This is a genomic window from Methylobacterium sp. 4-46, from assembly GCF_000019365.1.
Classification (GTDB): Bacteria; Pseudomonadota; Alphaproteobacteria; order Rhizobiales; family Beijerinckiaceae; genus Methylobacterium.
In genome coordinates this window covers 5,591,203-5,609,396 of the sequence record NC_010511.1, presented here as the reverse complement: position 1 = coordinate 5,609,396, position 18,194 = coordinate 5,591,203, and the positions used below count along the sequence as shown (strand labels likewise).

Annotated in this window: 14 protein-coding genes; 7 read left to right on the top strand and 7 right to left on the bottom strand. The window is 73.3% G+C overall.

The features are described from left to right. Positions 1 to 2: 2 nt before the first annotated feature. The 5 genes from M446_RS24580 (at position 3) to M446_RS24560 (ending at position 5,495) form a co-directional block, all read left to right on the top strand. Entirely contained in the window at positions 3 to 1,322 is a 1,320-nt protein-coding gene (locus M446_RS24580; RefSeq protein WP_012334819.1) for a SufB/SufD family protein, read from the top strand. 143 nt (positions 1,323 to 1,465) lie between these two features. Then, positions 1,466 to 2,707, top strand: a complete 1,242-nt coding sequence (locus M446_RS24575) for a cysteine desulfurase (RefSeq protein WP_012334818.1) — start codon at positions 1,466 to 1,468, stop codon at positions 2,705 to 2,707. An 8-nt stretch (positions 2,708 to 2,715) separates the two neighbouring features. Then, entirely contained in the window at positions 2,716 to 3,069 is a 354-nt protein-coding gene (locus M446_RS24570; RefSeq protein WP_012334817.1) for an SUF system Fe-S cluster assembly protein, read from the top strand. Between the two features lie 139 nt (positions 3,070 to 3,208). Next, positions 3,209 to 4,339: an ATP-binding protein gene (locus M446_RS24565; protein WP_012334816.1), complete on the top strand. Its 1,131-nt coding sequence runs from the start codon at positions 3,209 to 3,211 to the stop codon at positions 4,337 to 4,339. Positions 4,340 to 4,544: 205 nt separating this feature from the next. Then, positions 4,545 to 5,495, top strand: a complete 951-nt coding sequence (locus M446_RS24560; protein WP_012334815.1) for a TIM44-like domain-containing protein — start codon at positions 4,545 to 4,547, stop codon at positions 5,493 to 5,495. Between the two features lie 179 nt (positions 5,496 to 5,674). On the opposite strand, the gene rsmA is transcribed toward M446_RS24560, so the two are convergent. From rsmA to lptF, 5 genes are read right to left on the bottom strand one after another with little or no spacing between them, the layout of a single operon-like run. Beyond that, positions 5,675 to 6,532, bottom strand: a complete 858-nt coding sequence (gene rsmA / locus M446_RS24555) for a 16S rRNA (adenine(1518)-N(6)/adenine(1519)-N(6))-dimethyltransferase RsmA (protein WP_012334814.1) — start codon at positions 6,530 to 6,532, stop codon at positions 5,675 to 5,677. 11 nt (positions 6,533 to 6,543) lie between these two features. Next, a complete protein-coding gene (pdxA, locus tag M446_RS24550; RefSeq protein WP_012334813.1) occupies positions 6,544 to 7,557 on the bottom strand; it encodes a 4-hydroxythreonine-4-phosphate dehydrogenase PdxA in 1,014 nt (337 codons plus the stop codon). Positions 7,558 to 7,582: 25 nt separating this feature from the next. Further along, entirely contained in the window at positions 7,583 to 10,198 is a 2,616-nt protein-coding gene (locus M446_RS24545; protein ID WP_043701601.1) for an LPS-assembly protein LptD, read from the bottom strand. A 44-nt stretch (positions 10,199 to 10,242) separates the two neighbouring features. Then, positions 10,243 to 11,331, bottom strand: a complete 1,089-nt coding sequence (gene lptG / locus M446_RS24540) for an LPS export ABC transporter permease LptG (RefSeq protein WP_012334811.1) — start codon at positions 11,329 to 11,331, stop codon at positions 10,243 to 10,245. Between the two features lie 7 nt (positions 11,332 to 11,338). Next, positions 11,339 to 12,505, bottom strand: coding sequence for an LPS export ABC transporter permease LptF (lptF, locus tag M446_RS24535; RefSeq protein ID WP_012334810.1), 1,167 nt, complete (start codon positions 12,503 to 12,505; stop codon positions 11,339 to 11,341). Positions 12,506 to 12,762: 257 nt separating this feature from the next. On the opposite strand from lptF, the gene M446_RS24530 reads away from it, so the two are divergent. Beyond that, positions 12,763 to 14,265 carry a leucyl aminopeptidase gene (locus M446_RS24530; protein ID WP_012334809.1) on the top strand — a complete coding sequence of 501 codons (1,503 nt, stop codon included), beginning with the start codon at positions 12,763 to 12,765 and terminating at the stop codon, positions 14,263 to 14,265. A gap of 42 nt (positions 14,266 to 14,307) precedes the next feature. Here M446_RS24530 and M446_RS24525 read toward each other — a convergent pair whose 3' ends face one another. Continuing rightward, positions 14,308 to 14,706 (bottom strand): DoxX family protein, encoded by a 399-nt coding sequence (locus M446_RS24525; RefSeq protein ID WP_012334808.1) that lies wholly within the window; start codon positions 14,704 to 14,706, stop codon positions 14,308 to 14,310. Between the two features lie 171 nt (positions 14,707 to 14,877). On the opposite strand from M446_RS24525, the gene M446_RS24520 reads away from it, so the two are divergent. Beyond that, positions 14,878 to 15,804 carry a LysR family transcriptional regulator gene (locus M446_RS24520; protein ID WP_012334807.1) on the top strand — a complete coding sequence of 309 codons (927 nt, stop codon included), beginning with the start codon at positions 14,878 to 14,880 and terminating at the stop codon, positions 15,802 to 15,804. A 162-nt stretch (positions 15,805 to 15,966) separates the two neighbouring features. Here M446_RS24520 and M446_RS24515 read toward each other — a convergent pair whose 3' ends face one another. Next, complete coding sequence (locus M446_RS24515) at positions 15,967 to 17,946, bottom strand: methyl-accepting chemotaxis protein (protein ID WP_012334806.1); 1,980 nt, start codon at positions 17,944 to 17,946, stop codon at positions 15,967 to 15,969. Positions 17,947 to 18,194: the final 248 nt, after the last annotated feature.

The window sequence follows — 18,194 nt, the reverse complement described above, 5'->3', positions numbered from 1 at the left end:
CCATGGCGGAGATCACCCCCCTGCGCAATGCGGCCGAGACCGGCCTCGCCGCCCTGTTCCAGGTCCGGCGCCTGAAGCTGCCGGGCTCGGCCATCGCCCGCGAGGAGGCCTTCCGCTTCTTCGAGGCGGCGGGCCTGCCCCATCGCCGCGTCGAGGCCTTCAAGTATTCCGACCTCAGGGCGGCCCTGCGCGAGGCGGCGGCGCCCGCCGAGCCGCCGAGCCCGGAGGCGGCCCGCACCGCGATCGTGCGGGCGGAGGGCTTCGCCACCGTCGAGGCGGCGCGGCTGACCTTCGTCAACGGCCACCTCGTCCCGGCCCTGTCGGATCTCGGCGCGATGCCGGACGGCGTCGAGGTCGTGCCCCTGGTCGAGGCGCTGACCGACGGCCACGCCCTCACGGCCGAGTTCACGCCGGTGGCGCAGGCCCGCGACAATCCGATCTACCAGCTCAACACCGCCTTCATGGCGGACGGGGCCTTGATCCGGGTCACGGCCGGCGCCAGGCCGGAGCGGCCGCTGCACCTGCGCTTCGTCGGCACCGGCGCGGAGGCCTTCTCCACCGCCACCCGCACCCTCGTGGTGCTGGAGGGGGGGGCGGCGCTGACCCTGGTCGAGAGCCACGAGGGGCCGGACGGCGTCGGCTACCAGCCGAACGACGCCCTCGACGCGGTGGTCGGCGACGGCGCCACCCTGCGGCACGCGCGGCTCAACCGCGAGGGCGGCGGGGCGGTCGCCCTCTCGACCCTCTCGGTCAAGCTCGGGGCCAAGTCGCACCTGGAGACCGTGAACGTCGCGACCGGAGCCGCCTTCGCGCGCCACCAGATCTTCCTGCTCTTCGCCGGCGCGGAGGCGACCGCGCAGGTCAACGGCGCCACCATGCTGAAGGACGGGCAGCTCGGGGATTCGACGCTGCTCGCCGACCATGCCGCCCCCGGCGGCATCAGCCGCGAGCAGTTCAAGACCGTGATCGACGGCGACGCCACCGGCGTGTTCCAGGGCAAGATCATCGTCGCGCAGGTCGCCCAGAAGACCGACGGCAAGATGAAGTCCGACTGCCTCCTCCTCAGCGACGAGGGGCAGATGATGAACAAGCCGGAGCTGGAGATCTTCGCCGACGACGTGGCCTGCGGCCACGGCGCGACCTGCGGGGCGCCGGACGAGGACCTGCTCTTCTACCTGATGGCGCGCGGGCTGCCGCGGGCCGAGGCGGAGGGGCTGATGATCCAGGCCTTCCTGGGCGAGGCCATCGAGGCCGTCACCCACGAGGGCGCCCGCGCGGCGATGATCGCCGCGGTGGAGACCTGGCTCGCCGCGCGGCGATGAGCGCCGCGGCGGAGACTTGGCTCGCCGCGCGGCGGTGAGCGCCGGGATCGCGCGGGAGCCTCCCCGGAGCGGGTGAGGCGAGTCCGCGCGGTCCCGTTCCCGGGAAGGCCATCCCGGCCCCGGAGACCAGAGAGCGACACGCGATGAACGCACCCGTCCTCCCGCCCTACGACGTCGCGGCGATCCGGGCCGAATTCCCGATCCTGTCGCGGACGGTCTACGGCAAGCCCCTCGTCTACCTCGACAACGCCGCCTCGGCCCAGAAGCCGCGGGTGGTGATCGAGGCCATGACCCGCACGATGGAGACGGCCTACGCCAACGTCCATCGCGGCCTGCACTTCATGGCGAACGCCGCCACCGAGGGCTACGAGGGCGCCCGCGAGACCGCGCGGCTGTTCCTCAACGCCCGCTCGACGGACGAGATCATCTTCACCCGCAACGCCACCGAGGCCTACAACCTCGTCGCCTCGTCGATGGGCTGGGCCGGCCTGATCGGGGAGGGGGACGAGATCATCCTGTCGATCATGGAGCACCATTCCAACATCGTGCCCTGGCACTTCCTGCGCGAGCGCCGGGGCGCGGTGATCAAGTGGGCGCCCGTCGACGACGAGGGCAACTTCCTGGTCGAGGCCTTCGAGAAGCTGTTCACGCCGCGCACCCGCATGGTGGCCATCACCCACATGTCGAACGTGCTCGGCACGATCACCCCCGCCAAGGAGATCGTGCGCATCGCGCACGCGCACGGCGTGCCGGTGCTCCTCGACGGCGCCCAGAGCGCCGTGCACCAGAGCATCGACGTGCAGGATCTCGGCTGCGACTTCTTCGTCTTCACCGGCCACAAGGTCTACGGGCCGACCGGCATCGGCGTGCTCTACGGCAAGAAGGAGTGGCTGGAGCGCCTGCCCCCCTACCAGGGCGGCGGCGAGATGATCCAGACCGTCACCGAGGACGCCATCACCTACAACGAGCCGCCGCACCGCTTCGAGGCCGGCACCCCGGCGATCGTCGAGGCGGTCGGCCTCGGGGCCGCCCTCGAATTCATGATGAATCTCGGCCGCGAGAGGATCGCCGCGCACGAGGCCGCCCTCTCGGCCTACGCGCATCAGCGCCTCTCGGAGATGAACGCGCTGCGCATCATCGGGCGGGCGCGGTCCAAGGGCGCGGTGATCTCCTTCGAGATGAAGGGCGCGCACGCCCACGACATCGCCACGGTGATCGACCGCCAGGGCGTGGCGGTGCGGGCCGGCACCCATTGCGCGATGCCGCTGCTCAGTCGTTTCGGCACCACATCGACCTGTCGCGCCTCGTTCGGACTGTATAATACGCGGGACGAGGTCGACGCGCTGGTCGCGGCGCTCGCCAAGGCCGAGATGATGTTCGCGTAGGGACCCCGATGACCGACACCGCGCCAGAGACCGGCTCCGCCCTGCCGCCGGACGAGCTCGACCGGCTCACCGACGGCATCGTGGCCGCCCTCAAGACCGTCTACGACCCGGAGATCCCGGCCGACATCTACGAGCTCGGCCTGATCTACAAGGTCGACATCAGCGACGACCGCCACGTGGCGATCGACATGACGCTCACCGCCCCGGGCTGCCCGGTCGCGGGCGAGATGCCGGGCTGGGTGGAGAACGCCGTCGCGGCCGTGCCGGGCGTGCAGGGCTGCACCGTCACCATGGTGTTCGACCCGCCCTGGGACCAGAGCCGGATGTCCGACGAGGCCCGCGTCGCCCTCGACATGTGGTAGCGGCCGGTCGCGGCGACCCGCCCGGTCGCGGCGACTCGCCTGGCCGCCGGCGCCGGCGTAGGATCCGGGCGCGGCCGGCCGCCGGCCGCGCCGGAACGACGCGCGGCGGGTCCGCCACCGCCGCCAGCGAGGGGCTGACGTGTCGGATCTGCTCGCGCCCGAGGCTGCGCCGGAGGCCCCTTTCGCCCTGATATGGACCGCGCTCGGCGCCTCGCCCCTGCCGTCGCTGCTGCTGGGCCGCGACGGGGCGATCCGCCGGGCGAACGCGGCCGCCGCCCGCGCCCTCGGCGAGGAGCCGGAGGCCCTCGCCGGGCAGGCCCTCGCGGCCCTCGGCGCCGACGCGGAGAATGCGGGCGCCCTGCGGGCGCTCCTGCGCGGCGACGCGGCCGCGAGCGCGGACCTGCTCCTGCGCCGCCGCGACGGGTGCAGCTTCTGGGCCTCGCTCCACCTCTCGCCCATCGACGGCGCGCCGGACCTGCGCCTCGTCCAGTGGCTCGACGTCTCCCGCCGCCGCGACCTCGAATCCGCCCTCGCCCAGGCGCAGCGGCGCGAGGCCCTGGGCCAGCTCACCAACGGCGTCGCCCACGAGTTCAACAACCTGCTGCAGATCCTGGTCGGCTACGTCGACGGCCTGAAGCGCCGCCTCGGCGAGCACCCGGACCCCTTCGTGCAGCGCGCGCTCACCCGGGCCACCGACGCGGCCGAGCGCGCCTCGGCCCTGACCCGCCACCTCCTCGCCTTCTCGCGCAAGCACCGGCCGGAGCCGCGCGCGACCGACCTCAACGCCCTCCTGCGCGGCTGCGAGCCCCGCGCCCGCGCGATCCTGGGCGAGGGCGTCGCGCTCACCCTCGCCCTCGACGAGGCGCTGTGGCCGGCCTGCCTCGACCCGGTCCAGACCGAGTTCATCCTCGCGGTCGTGCTCACCAACGCCCGCGAGGCGATGCCGGAGGGCGGCCGCGTCACCCTGACCACCGCCAACCACGGCGGCGAGGGCGTCGCGGCGGACGGCACCCTCGGCCGCCACGTGGTGCTGACCATCGCCGATACGGGCAGCGGCATGCCCCCCGAGGTGCTGGCCCGCGCCCTCGAACCCTTCTTCACCACCCGCGAGCCCGGCCGCGGCACCGGGCTCGCCATCCTCCACGCGCTGATGAAGCGCCAGGGCGGCGCGGTCGGGCTGCGCAGCACCCTCGGCGAGGGCACGATTCTGCGCCTCAGCTTCCCGGCCGCCGATCCGCCCCGCCCGCCCCGTCCCGGGGCCGCGGCCTGACGAAGAACACGTCCGGGTTAATCCGGGGGGCGAAAAAAATTTCGTCCTGGCGGAACTGCCCGCCCTCGCAGATGGTGCGCATCTCGGACCACCCTAGACGCTGGGTGGGGCGCCCCGCGCCCTCCCTTTTACTGCGAAGCGACGCTCCCCATATCCTGCGAGGGCGATCCTCGCCCGAGTAGACTGCGTGAGGCGAATTGAACCGATGATGACCACCTTCTCCCGCGGCCGCCGGACGGCGGCGGCCCTCGGTCTCGCGGCCCTGATGGCCGTGGCGTCGACGGCCGGCGAGGCGCGTCCAGGCGGCTCGTCGGGCTCCGGGATGGGCTCGCGCGGCTCGCGCACCTACTCGGCGCCGGCCCCGACCACCACGGCTCCCGGCATGTCCGGCCCGATCCAGCGCTCGCAGACGGCCCCCGGCCCGACCATGAACAATCCCGGCTACGCGCCGCAGCCGGCCCGGCCGCGCTTCGGCGGCGGCTTCTTCGCCGGCCTTCTCGGCGCGGGCCTGCTCGGCGCGCTCCTCGGCAGCGGCTTCTTCGGCGGCATCGGCGGCTTCGGCTCCTTCCTGGGCTTCCTGCTCCAGGTCGGCCTGCTGGTCGGCCTCGTGATGCTGGCGGTGCGCTTCTTCCGGCGGCGCCAGGCCGAGCCGGCCATGGCCGGCGGCTACGCCCGCTCCGGCCCGCCTCCGGGCCCGAACCCGATGACGGGCCTCGGCGGGGGCGGCGCGCGCCCGGCCGGGCCGCCGCAGCGCGATCAGGTCGGCATCAGCCCGGCCGATTTCGAGGCCTTCGAGCGCTCCCTGACCCAGATCCAGCTCGCCTACGGCGCCGAGGATGTGGGGACGCTCCGCCGCCTCGCGACGCCCGAGATGGCCGGCTACTTCACCGAGGAGCTGCAGGCCAACGCCGCCCGCGGCGTGATCAACCGCATCGCCGACGTGAAGCTCCTGCAGGGCGACCTGTCGGAGGCGTGGCGCGAGGGCCCGACCGACTACGCCACGGTGGCCATGCGCTACGCCCTGCGCGACGTGACCGTGGAGCGCGGCTCGGGCCGCGTCGTCGCCAACGGCGATCCGGAGGCGGTCGAGATCTGGACCTTCCGCCGCGACCGCGGCGGGCCCTGGCTGCTCTCGGCGATCCAGCAGACCCGCTGACCGGCGCGCGGGGGGCCCGCAGGCCCCCCGCCCTCGCCGTTCGGGGCATCCTCCGCTCCCGCGACCGGCCTCGTCCGCGCTGTTCGCGACGCCGATCCGGCTCGTCGCGGTCCTGCCGCCGACCCGCGCCTTCTTGACGGCCGAGGCTCCGCCGGCGGGCCGCCCTCGCCGACGGGCGCTCACGGCGGCGCGAGCGCCCGCGCCATCGCCACGAAGCCCGCCACCGGCACCTCCTCGGCCCGGGCCGTCTCGGGGATGCCGGCGGCGGCGAGGAGCGGGCCGGGATCCGGCGTCGCGGCCCGCAGGCTCTGGCGCAGCATCTTGCGGCGCTGGCCGAAGGCCGCGCCCGTCACCGCCTCCAGCGCCCGCACCCGGCAGGGCAGGGGCGCGGCGCGCGGCACCAGCCGCACCACGCTCGACGTCACCTTCGGGGGCGGCACGAAGGCGGAGGGCGGGACGTCGAACAGGATGCGCGCCTGCGTCCGCCAGCCGCACAGGACCCCGAGCCGCCCGTAATTCGCCCGGTCGCGCTCGTCGGCCACGATGCGCTCGGCCACCTCGCGCTGGAACATCAGGGTCAGCGAGTCGAACCAGGGCGGCCACGCCTCCGCGGCGAGCCAGCCGGTCAGCAGCGCCGTGCCGACATTGTAGGGCAGGTTCGCCACGATCCGCGCCGGCCCCGCGCCGACGAGCGGGCGCGGGTCGAAGGCGAGCGCGTCCGCCTGGACCACGGTGAGCCGGCCCGGGTAATGCGCGGCGATCTCGGCCAGGGCCGGCAGCGCCCGCTCGTCGCGCTCGATCGCGACCACCCGGGCCGCGCCCTCGGCGAGGAGCGCGCGGGTGAGCCCGCCCGGTCCCGGGCCGACCTCCACCACGGTCACGCCCGCGAGCGGCCCGGCCGCGCGCGCGATCCGGCCCGTCAGGTTGAGGTCGAACAGGAAGTTCTGGCCGAGCGCCTTGCGGGGCATCAGGTCGTGCGCCCGCACGACCTCCCGCAGGGGAGGCAGCCCGTCCGCGCTCACCGCGTCCGCACTCATCCCGTCCGCGCTCACGCGGCCGGGCGGCCGGCCGCCGCCAGGCGCCCGGCGAGGCGCAGCGCCGCGATCAGGCTGGCGGGCTCGGCGATGCCGCGCGCGGCGATGTCGAAGGCCGTGCCATGGTCCGGCGAGGTGCGCAGGAAGGGCAGGCCGAGCGTCACGTTCACCCCCTCGTCGAAGGCCAGCGTCTTGATCGGGATCAGCGCCTGGTCGTGGGTCGGGGCGAGGGCGACGTCGTAGCCGGCCCGCGCCCGGGCGTGGAACAGCGTGTCGGCGGGGAGCGGGCCGCGGATCTCGATCCCCTCGGCGCGCAGCCGCGCCACCGCCGGGGCGAGCACGTCCCTGTCCTCGTGGCCGATGCCGCCCTCCTCGCCCGCGTGCGGGTTGAGGCCGGCCAGGACCAGCCGCGGCCGCGCGAGGCCGAACCGCGCCCGCAGATCCCGGTCGACGATGCGGGCCGTCTCGACGACGAGGTCCTCGGTCAGCAGCTCCAGCACCTGCCGCAGGGGCACGTGGATCGTCACCGGCACCACCGCCAGCAGCTCCGACCACAGCAGCATCACGGGCCGCGGCGCGACGCCGTCGGGCCCCGCCGCGAGGGCGGCGAGGTACTCCGTGTGGCCGGGATGGCGGAACCCCGCCGCGTAGAGCACGTGCTTGGCGATCGGGTTCGTGACCAGGGCCGCCGCCCGGCCCTCGCGCACCAGCCGCACCGCCGCCTCGATCGAGGCCAGGGTCGCGGGCGCCGTCGCCGGGTCGGGGCGGCCGGGCTCGGCCCGCACCCGCTCGCCCAGCGGCCAGACCGGGAGCGCCCGGGAAAAGGCGGCGGCGGCCTCCTCGGGCGCGGCGGCCGCGACCGGCACGGCGAGGCCCAGGCGCGCGGCCCGCTCCGCCATGAAGTCCGGGTCGCCGATCAGCACGAAGGGCGCCAGCCCCGCCGCCTCGCGGGAGGCCCAGGCCTTGAGCGCGATCTCCGGGCCGATGCCCGCCGGGTCGCCCTGGGTCAGGGCGAGGATCTGGCGCATGGCGCGTCTCCTGCCGGCCGGGCCGTCACCGCACCGTCGTCGTGGCGATCCCGTCCGTGGTCGTGCTGGAATTCAGGTTCTGGCGCAGGTTCGCCTCGCCGAGCGTGCGCAGCTCAAGGCGCAGCAGCACGGTCTGGTTCCGCTCGCGCAGGCCCACCGCCGTCTCGATCGGCGAGGTATAGTAGCTCAGCGACACGGTCGTGCACTCGTCCCGGTAGCCGAACCCGAATTGCGCCGACGAGACGTAGAACTTGTTACCCTTGGCGTAGACCGGCGGCGTGCCGACCGGGTTGAGCAGGTAGGCCTCGAGCGAGGCGGCGTACTGGTCGCGCACTTCGAGGTAGTGCGAGAGGTCGAGGAGCAGCGAGCCGGTGATGAACCAGTTCGGCGTGATGCTGTAGGTGGCCGCGGCCTGGATGCCCTCGCGCCGGTAATCGTAGCCGAGCGCCGGCTGGGCGGCGTAGCGGGCGTAGAGCAGCGAGGTGTCGAGGGGCAGGAAGGGCGACAGCTTGGCGAAGATGCCGGTCTCCAGCCGCTTGAGCGCGAAGGTGTCGTTGTCGAAGCGCGCCCGGGTGATGAAGCTGATGTTCTGGTTCGGCGAGACCTGGAGCCGGGACACGAAGTCCGAGCCCTGGGTCTCCAGCCCCGAATTCAGCCCGACATTGGCGATGTCGCCGCGCCGGAAGGAGTTCACGCCCGCCACCGCGATCGATTCGCCGAACATGGCGTTGAGGTGGAAGCCCGTCCGGGTGGTGATGGCGTACTCGGCGCCCAGATTGGCGCGCACGCCGCCCTCGACGCGGTCGTAGCCCGAGAACTTGTCCCACTGGAACAGGGAGGTGTCGTCGAAGACGAGGCTCTGGGCGTCCTCGTTCGGCAGCCGCCCGATATGCGTCTCGCTCGGCCGCGCGATCACCTGGGCGATCGGCGTCACCGTGTGCACCCCGAGCCCGCCCAGATCGGCCACGAACGGGTAGCGGTATTCCAGCCCGACCGCCGGCGTCACCCGGCCGGAGAAGTCGACGTCGGGCGAGAACAGGTTGGTGATCTGGCTGTTCTGGTACGACCTCGTGTTCGGGTCGACGTAGAAGGCGTCGGTGCGCAGGTACGCGAAGGGCTGCCAGACCTGCCCGAACTCGTCGATGAATTCCCGTCGCCAGGAGACCTGGGTGGAGAGGCGGGTGTCGGTGCCGGCGAGGCCGCGCACCACGCACTGGCCGCGCTCGAAGACCGTGCAGGTCGGGTAGAGCGGGTAGGAGATCCCGTAGAGGCTCGGCGACAGCAGGTAGGACCGGGTGCGCGGCACCTCCTGGTACTGGGTCGCGTCGCGCGTCAGGTTCTGGAAGTTCATCTGCACGCGCACCTCGCCGCCGAGCGGGTCGGGGCCGTTGACGCGCTTGTCGTAGTCGATCACCGGGGCGACGATCGGCTGCTGCTTCTGCCAGTCGTAGGTCGACAGGCCCTTGAAGTAGTAGGCCCGCGCCTCGAACCAGGAGCGGTCGCCCTGGCCGATCAGGTAGGCGGTGGAGACCGCCTCGCGGAAATAGTCGGTGGAGATGGCCTGGTTGCGGATGCGGTAATTGTCGAGGAACCACTTGTCGGTGACGCCGACCACGTCCCAGCCCGCGCGCCATTGCGGGCTCAGGTAGAACTGGCCCGCCGATTCGATCGAGCCGCGGAATTCCCGGTCGCCCGGCCCGAGCGGCGAGGCGAGGAAGACGCTCGGCGTCGACTGGAAGATGCCGCTGAGCCGCAGGTTGTAGAAGCCGTTGGCGAGGCGCTGGCGCCACTCCAGCTGGCCGAGCACGCCCTGCTTGGTCGAGAAGGTCGGCGTGACCGTCAGGTCGTAGTCGGGCGCGATGTTCCAGAAGAACGGCGTGCCGATGCCGTAGCCGAACACGCTCGAATTCACGAAGTGGGGCGTGAGGAAGCCGGTCTCGCGCCGCACCGTCGGGTCCGAGGTGTAGAAGTAGGGCAGGTACGCGACCGGGATGCCGCCGATCTCGATCGAGGCATCCTCGTAGTAGATGCGCCGCTCCTGATTGTTGTGGATGATCCGCGCGGCCTTGACCTGCCAGAGGGGCGGGCGCTCGGGATGGTCCTTGCAGGGCTCGCAGGCCGTGTAGGTGCCGCGTTCGAAGGTGGTGGTCTCGCCGTCGACCCGCTCGGCCCGCGGGGCCGAGAACCGCACCCGCGCCACCCGCCCGCGCGGCGAGATCGTCTGCTGCAGGCGCAGGGAGTCGATGAAGCCGTTGCGGAAATCGTCCGTCAGCTCCATCCGGTCGCCGGTGACGACGGCGCCGGTCTCGTCGGTGAGCCGGACGTTGCCCTCGGCGAAGACCCGGCCGCTGTCGCGGTCGTAGCGCACCCGGTCGGCCAGCAGCGTGCGGGCGCCGTAATGCAGCTCGGCATTGCCGACCGCCGAGACCGTGTTGCGGTCGTTGTCGTAGACGAGTTCCTGCGCCTCCACGAGGAGGCGCTGCTGGTTCGCGCTCTTGGAGGCGCCCGCGTTGATGCGGTCGTTGAGGGTGGGCTGGGCGCGCGCCGCGTCCGGCAGCCCCGCCGCCAGGGCGAGGGCCGGCAGCGTCGCCAGCACCGGGGAGGCCACCCGGAGGGCGCTCCTACGCACGACTCGACCCATCCCCGCACCCGTTGCCGTCGCGTCGCCCGTCCGAGGGGAAGGCATCAGCCATCCTCCTGGTACAGAAGCGCGAGCGTACCGAGCAGACTCCCTACCACGGCCGGGAACCACGCCGCCACGGGGGCCGCGACGATCCCCGAGGCGCCGAGGCCCTCCATGACCTGCCGGGCGACGTAGAGCGCGAAGCCCGCCGCCACACCCGCCAGCGCCATCCTGCCGATGCCACCAAAGCGGAAGAATCTTAATGAAACGGAGGCGGCCACCAGCACCATCGCGACGAACAGCATCGGCCGGGCGAGGAGCACCGCCCGCTGCAGACGATAGCGCGCGGCGTCGAGCCCGGCCCGCTCGCTGCGCGCGATCGTCTCGCTCAGTTGCCAGAAAGGCACGGAATCCGGGGGCGTGACGCGCTGGCGGACCTGGCTCGGGGCGAGGTTCGAGGCGACCAGGTAGGTGTCGTAGCTCTCGGGCCCCGAATCCTGAGTGAGGACGCGCGCGTCCTGCAGCTCCCAGTAGCCGTCGTGCAGGGTGGCCCGGCGGGCCTCGATCTGCTGGCCGAAGGCGCCCTGCGCGTCGAAGGTGAAGATCGTGACGCCCGCGAGCGAGGTCGTGCCCTCGATGGCGGTGCTCGCCCGCACGATCGCCTGCCCGTCGACGCTGCGCTGGCGGATCCAGAGGTCGTTGCTCAGGCCCCCCTTGGTGGAGCGGGCGAAGATCCGGGCCTCGACCTGCGTCGAGCGCTGCTTGAGGGAGGCCGCCAGGGGGTTGTAGGCCCCGACCATCAGGGCCCCGATCCCCACCGCGACGAGCACGCCCGGCTGCAGGAACTGCCAGGCCGAGATGCCGGCGGCCCGCGCCACCACCAGTTCGAGCTTGCGGCTGAGCTGGAGCAGCGCCCCCATCGCGCCGAACAGGATCGCGAAGGGCATGATCTGCTCGGCGACCGCGGGCGTGCGCAGCAGGGAGAGATGCGCGACCGTGAGCGCGCTCGCCCCGGGCGCCTCGCCGGCGCGCCGCATCAGCTCGACGAAGTCGAGGGTGTAGACGAGGGCGAAGACCGTCAGGAACACCCCGGCGATCATGCGCAGGAAGCGGGCCGCGATGTAGCGGCCGAGGGTGGCGCCGATCAGCATGGCGGCCTCAGCCGTGGCTCGGCCGCAGCCGCGGCAGCCCGGCCCCGACGTGGCGCAGCCGCAGCGCCAGGGCCGCGTTGAAGGCCCGCACCCGGTTGCCGTGGAAGGCCACGAGCAGCGCCGCGAGGCCGGCGAGGAGGGGCACCGCGTAGAGGGCGGCGGCGGCCCCGGGGCTGCGCACGGCCGCGCTCGCCGCCGCGAAGCCCGCGATCCGCAGCGCCACCACCGCCGCCACCGCCGCGGCGATGGCGAGCCCCCGCCCCTGGCGGGTGGTGCGCGGGTCGCCGAGCGCCGCGAAGGCGATCAGCGCCATCGCCAGCGGGTAGAGCCAGCTGGTGAGCCGGTCGTGCAGCTCGGCCCGGAACCGCCCCTTCACCAGCTTGTAGTAGTGCTCGTTCGGGTCGGGGAACAGCAGCTGCGCCGTCGAGCGCTCCCGCGGCTTGTAGACCGTGTCCGTGTCGGGCGGCGTGAAGGCCGCGAGGTCGACCGCGTAGCGCGCGAAGCTGATGATCGAGGCGTCGCGGCTGTTCTGCTGCTGGCGGTGGATGCTGCCCTTCTCCAGGACGAGGTAGGTCTGCCCGTCGAGGTCGAGGGCCTGCCCGCGCTCGGCCAGGTAGGTCACGCTGCGCCCGGCCTCCCGGCGGTCCTGCATGAAGATGCCGAGCAGCACGCCGCCCGGCGCGCTCTCGCGGAAGTGGAAGGTGATGCCGTTGTCGAGGCTGGTGAACTGCCCCTCCTGCACGACGTTGGCGATGAAGTCGCCGCGCACCCGGGTGAGGAGGTCGCGCAGCTCCTGGAAGCTCGACGGCAGCACCTGGATGGTCAGGAAGCCGAGCGCCGCGCTCACGATCAGCGCCAGGGTCAGGAAGGGGCGCAGGAGCTGGCGCGGCGACATCCCGGCCGCGCTCATCACGATCAGCTCGGAATCGCCGTTGAGGCGGTTGAGCGCGTGCACCACCGCCATGAACAGGGCGACGGGCGCCACGACCGTGAGGAGCGCCGGGATCGACAGGCCGGTGATCAGGAAGAAGATCAGCACGGTCTGGCCCTTGGCGGTCACGAGGTCGAGCTCGCGCAAGGCCTGCGTCACCCAGATCACGCCGGTGAGGCCCGCCAGGCAGGCCAGGAAGGCGCCGAGGGCGATGCGGAAGATGTATCGCTCGATCTGCTTCATCGGCTCGGTGCGGTCGGGCCCCCTTCCGCGGCTCCTGCGTTAAGCCGGGGGGCTTCCCCGCACAAGCGCTTTCGATGGAAGCACCCGGAACGCGGCCTTTTGCGGGCGCTCCTGTGTCCGGCGTGCCTCGGCATGCCGGGCGCGGCGAATGCGCGGCCGGGCGACGCGCGGGCGGCGCGTTGCCTTCCGGCGCGGGCCTTGGCTACACAGGGGCTTTCCGGCGCCTCCGGGTTTCCCAAGGGATTGAAAGCAGCGTCATGGCGGACGGCATCAGCATCGCGTTCGAGTCCTTCGGATCGGCCAGGGCCGAGCAGGGCAGCGACCTCGTCGTGTTCGTCGGCGAGGATCTCGCCCTCTCCGCCCGCGCCGCGGAGGTGGCGGGCGCCGGGGCCGGCGACATCCTGGCGCGGGCGGCGGCCGTCGAGCGCTTCAAGGGCAAGGCGAACAGCGCCATCGCGGTGACCGCGCCGGCAGGGCTGCGGGCGGACCGGCTGGTCGTGGTCGGGCTCGGGCCCGAGGCGGAGCGGGCCAAGCTCGACTGGGCCGCGCTGGGCGGCGTCGTGGCCGGCAAGGTCGGCGGGCGGCAGGCCGTCGTGGTCCTCGACTGGGCCGGCGGGGCCCCGACCCCCGAGGCGGCGGCGGACTTCTCCCTCGGCCTGCGCCTGCGGGCCTACAAGTTCGACCGCTACAAGAGCAAGAAGGGCGAGGGCGAGGAGGCCGGCGGGGCCAAGGTCACGGTGCTGACGGCCGAGCCCGGCGCGCTCAAGAAGCTCCTGCGCGCCGCCGAGGCGGTGGCGGACGGGGTGATCCTCGCCCGCGAACTCGTCAACGAGCCGCCGAACGTCCTCGACCCGGAGGAGTTCGCCCGGCGCACCGAGCCGCTGGCGAAGCTCGGAATCGCCGTCGAGGTCCTCGACGAGAAGGCGATGCGCCGGATCGGCATGCGCGCGCTCCTCGCGGTGGCGCAGGGCTCGGGCAAGGAGGCGCGCACCGTCATCATGCGCTGGAACGGCGCCGAGGATCCCTCGGAGCCGCCGGTCGCCTTCATCGGCAAGGGCGTGTGCTTCGATTCCGGCGGCATCTCCATCAAGGGGAGCGGCGGCATGGAGGACATGAAGGGCGACATGGCCGGCGCCGCCTGCGTGGTCGGGCTGATGCAGGCCCTCGCCGCCCGCAAGGCCAAGGTCAACGCGCTCGGCGCCATCGGCATCGTCGAGAACATGCCCGACGGCAAGGCCCAGCGCCCGGGCGACATCGTCACCTCGCTCTCCGGCCAGACGATCGAGATCATCAACACCGACGCGGAGGGCCGCCTCGTCCTGGCGGACGTGATCACCTACGTCCAGCAGGAGGCCAAGCCGAAGTTCATGATCGACCTCGCGACGCTGACCGGCGCCATCCTGGTCGCGCTCGGCCAGGAATACGCCGGGATGTTCAGCACCAGCGACGAACTCGCGGCGCGGCTGTCGGCGGCCGGCGAGGCGACGGGCGAGAAGGTCTGGCGCATGCCGCTCGCTCCGGGCTTCGACAAGCTGATCGACTCGAAATTCGCCGACATGAAGAATACCGGCGGGCGCCACGGCGGCTCGGCGACGGCGGCGCAGTTCATCAAGCGCTTCGTGAACGACGTGCCCTGGGTGCATCTCGACATCGCCGGGGTCGGCATGAACGCGCCGTCGAGCGAGATCAGCCGCTCCTGGGGGTCGGGCTGGGGCGTGCGCCTCCTCGACCGCCTGGTGCGCGACCACTACGAGGATTGAGCTCCGCCCCGGCGGGCGCGGCCCGCCGGACCGGGACGGCGATCAGGCCCGCTCGGCCGCCACGCGCGGCCGCGGCGCGACGAGTTCGTGCCGGCGGGACCACGTCAGGCCGGCGAGCAGGACGAGGAGCACGAGCGCGGGGAGGGCCATCGGCAGCGGGTCGCCCGCCCGCAGGTGGCTCCCGACCGCGCCCGCCATGATCGCCGCGAGCAGGAAAGCGCCGAGGGCCGTCGCGCCCCGGATCCAGAGCAGCGCCGCTCCGGCGAGCTGCGCCGCGCCGACCGCGTACATGAACCAGAGCGGGTAGCCGAAGCGCAGGAAGCCCGACACCTCGAACGGGACCGCGGCGAATTTCATTCCGGCCGCGAGCACGAAGACGGCCGTGATCAGGCCCCGCAGCACCAAGCTCCCCGTCCGCATCCCGCGTCGTGTGGCGTTCATCGCGATCTCCCTCCGGGGCCAGTGGCGGCCCGGGCGGGGAGGCCTAGGGCGCGCGCGTTGCGGCGGGATGTCGTGCCGTGTTGCGTCGCGGGCGGCCGCCGGGCTGGACCGGCGCCCCGCGCGCGGCGACGATGGCGGGCCCGCGCCGTCCCGCCCGCCGCCTGGAGGCCCATGGCCGCTCCCGGAGACCACCCCGCCGCCGCCACGCTGAGCCGCCTCGACCTGAAGACGCTCCGGCTCTTCGCCGCCATCTGCGAGGAGGGCACCCTCAACGGCGCCGCGCGCCGCGCCGCCATCGCCCCCTCGGCGGTCAGCAAGCGCCTCGCCGAGCTGGAACACGCCCTCGGCTGCGCGCTGCTCACCCGCGAGCCGCGGGGCATGCGGCCGACCCCGGCCGGCGAGACGCTGCTGCACCACACCCGCCGCATGCTGGCGAGCGCGGACCGGATCGCCCTCGAACTCGCCGAGCACGCCAAGGGCGTGCGCGGCATCGTCCGGATGCTCGCGAACCTCTCGGCGATCGTGCAGTTCCTGCCCGAGGATTTGCGCGCCTTCCTGGCCGCGCAGGGCGCCATCCGCATCGACCTCGAGGAGCGCCCCAGCACCGGCGTGGTGCGCGGCGTGGCCGAGGGCGCGGCCGAGATCGGGATCTGCTCGGCCAGCGTGCCGGCCCAGGGCCTCGCCACCCACCTCTACCGCCGCGACCGGCTGGTGGTGGTGATGCGGGCCGGGCATCCCCTGGCGGACAGGGCCGAGCTCGCCTTCGCGGAGACGCTCGACCACGACTTCGTCGGCCTGCACGCGGCGAGTTCGATCCACGACAGCGTGCGGGCCGAGGCGCAGCGCGTCGGCCGCCCGCTCAGGCTGCGGGTGCACGTCCCCGGTTTCGACGCGGTCTGCCGCATGGTCCAGGCCGATATGGGCCTCGCGGTGGTGCCGGAGCGCGTCGTCGGCCTGTTCGGCGCCGCGATGCAGCTCGTCGCCGTCCCGCTCTCCGATGCCTGGGCGCGGCGCGAGCTGCGGCTGGTGACGCGGCCCGGCCGGCTCTCGCCGGCCGCCACCCTGCTGCGCGACCACCTCGCGGCCTCCGCCTCATGAGGCGGCGTTCTCCAGCGTGACGGAGGATCCGGCCGCCGAGACCGTGCGGAACGGAGGGCCGGAGAGCGGGATCCTACGCCCTGCAGGGCGAGCGAGGTCGTCTCGCCGGCGACGCGACGCGAGCGTCCGGGCGCGCCCTCAGGCGGCCCGGCGGGCGCGCCCTCAGGCGGCCCGGAAGGCGGCGAGGAAGCTCTGGACCTGCCCGCGCAGGGTCTCGGTCTGCGCCGCGAGCTCGGAGGAGGCGTCCAGCACTTGGCCCGCCGCGCCCCCCGTATGGGCGGCGGCGTCCGAGACCTCCCGGATCGTCGCCGTCACCTCGCTGGTCCGGCCGGAGGCGCAGGTCACCGCCCCGAGGATCTCGCCGGTCGCCGCGTGCTGCTGGCGCATCGTGCCGGACACCGCCTGCGTCGTCTCGTTGAGGGAGCCGATCGTCTGGGCGATGCGGCCGATCGCCTCGACGGCCCGTCCGGTGGAGGTCTGGATCCACACCACCTGCTCGCCGATCTCCGTCGTGGCGCGGGAGGTCTGGGCCGCCAGCGCCTTCACCTCGGCGGCGACCACCGCGAAACCCTTGCCGACCTCGCCGGCCCGGGCCGCCTCGATCGTCGCGTTGAGCGCGAGCAGGTTCGTCTGCTGCGCGATGCCGGAGACGAGCCCGATCACCTCCCCGATCTTGTTCGCGGCGTTCGAGAGGTCCGCGACGATGGCGCCGGCCTGGGTCGCCTCCGTCGCCGCCCCCCGCGCCATGCTCTCGGTGCGCTCGACCTGGCGGGCGATCTCGCTCACGGAGGATGCGAGCTCCTCGGCGGCGCCCGAGACCGTGACGACGTTCTGGGCGGCCTCGCCGGCGGCCTGCGCCACCGCGGCGGATTGCCGGGCCGTGCCCCCCGCCGTGGCGGTCAGCTGCCCGGCCGTGGCCTGCAGCTCCGTCGCGGCCGCCGAGACGCGGCAGAGCACGGCCTCCACCGACGCGTCGAAGCGCTTGACGAGGTCGTCGATCACGGCGGTCCGCCGCTCGCGGTCGGCGAGCCCCTCGGCCTGCGCGCCGCGCAGCGCCTCGGCCTCGATCAGCTGGTCGCGGAAGACCTGGAGCGAGCGGGCCATCGCGCCGATCTCGTCGGGGCGCTCCGTCGACGGGATCTCGGTGCGAAGGCGGCCGCCGGCGAGGTCGTGCATCGTTCCGGTGATGGCCCGGATCGGCCCCACGAGGTGGCGCGTGACGCGCCGCGCGACCAGGCCGCCGGCGGCGGCCACCGCGGCGAGGACGGTGACCAGCGTGAGCATCGCCGCGCGCCGCGCCGCGATGAAGTCGGAGATGTCGAGCGCCATCTCGATCGTGCCGATCGCCTGTCCGGCATAGTTGCGCAGGGGGCCCGCCATCACGGCGACCGGACGCCCGTCGAGGGTCGCCTCCCGCCAGTGCATCCCGGTCCCCATCGCGGCGGCGTGGCCCTGCGGATCGAGGAGCGTCCTGCCCGGGAAGGTGGCGGCGAGCGTCGTGACCGCAGCGTCCCTCACGAGGTGCATGGCGAGGTTCACCCCGTACTGCCCCTTCATCTCGGCGAGGAAGGGCTCGCCCAAGGGAAGGCCGACATCCGCCGCGCCCCGCAGGGCGCCGGCCTCGCGGACCGGGGCGACCGCGAAGATCGCGATGGTCTCGCGGCCGGGCTCGACGCCGCTCACAGGGCGCATCGCCGCGACCGCGTCCCGCACGGTGCCGCGGCGCGCCAGGACCGAGTCGCCGAACGTGCCGGGCGCGTGGTAGCGCAGGAAGGCCGTCCCGTCGGCCCGGTGGATCGTGATGAAGGACAGGTTCAGGCCCGCGCTCAGAGGCTCGAACAGGAGCCGGTAGCGCTCCAGCAGGCCTGTCCGATCGTCGCGGCGCAGCGCCTCCGCGACCGCGGGGTCGTGCGCGAGGGTCAGGGCGACGCCGAGGGCGCGCTGCGTGCGGTCGGCCATCGCGGCCGTGACGGACTTGTAGCGCTCGGCCAGGGCCGCGGCCACGGCGAGGTCGGTGGCGTCCCGCTGCTGCCGGTACGCCGCGGCACCGATGACCGCCACCGCCGCGAGCGAGCAGGCCAGCAGGGCCGCGGTCAAGCGGCCGCCGATCGACAGTCTCCCCAGGAATCGTCGAACCATCATGGTCGCTGCTCTGCTCTGTGTTCCGCGTCGGGGGATTTCGGCTGCCGGGGAGGCCCCGGACCGCAGGTTGGGAATTATTTCAAAAAGTCGACGGTTCGGATTGTTCAGTGACGAACCTTGCGTCATCAGGCCCGGCCATCAGACGTGACGAGTCCTAAGATAGCGTTATCTTGGCAGTCTGGTTATGGGCGCCGGTCTCTCCTGGGTGAGAGTTCCGGGGTCCATGTTGCGTCGCAGCAAAGACCGTC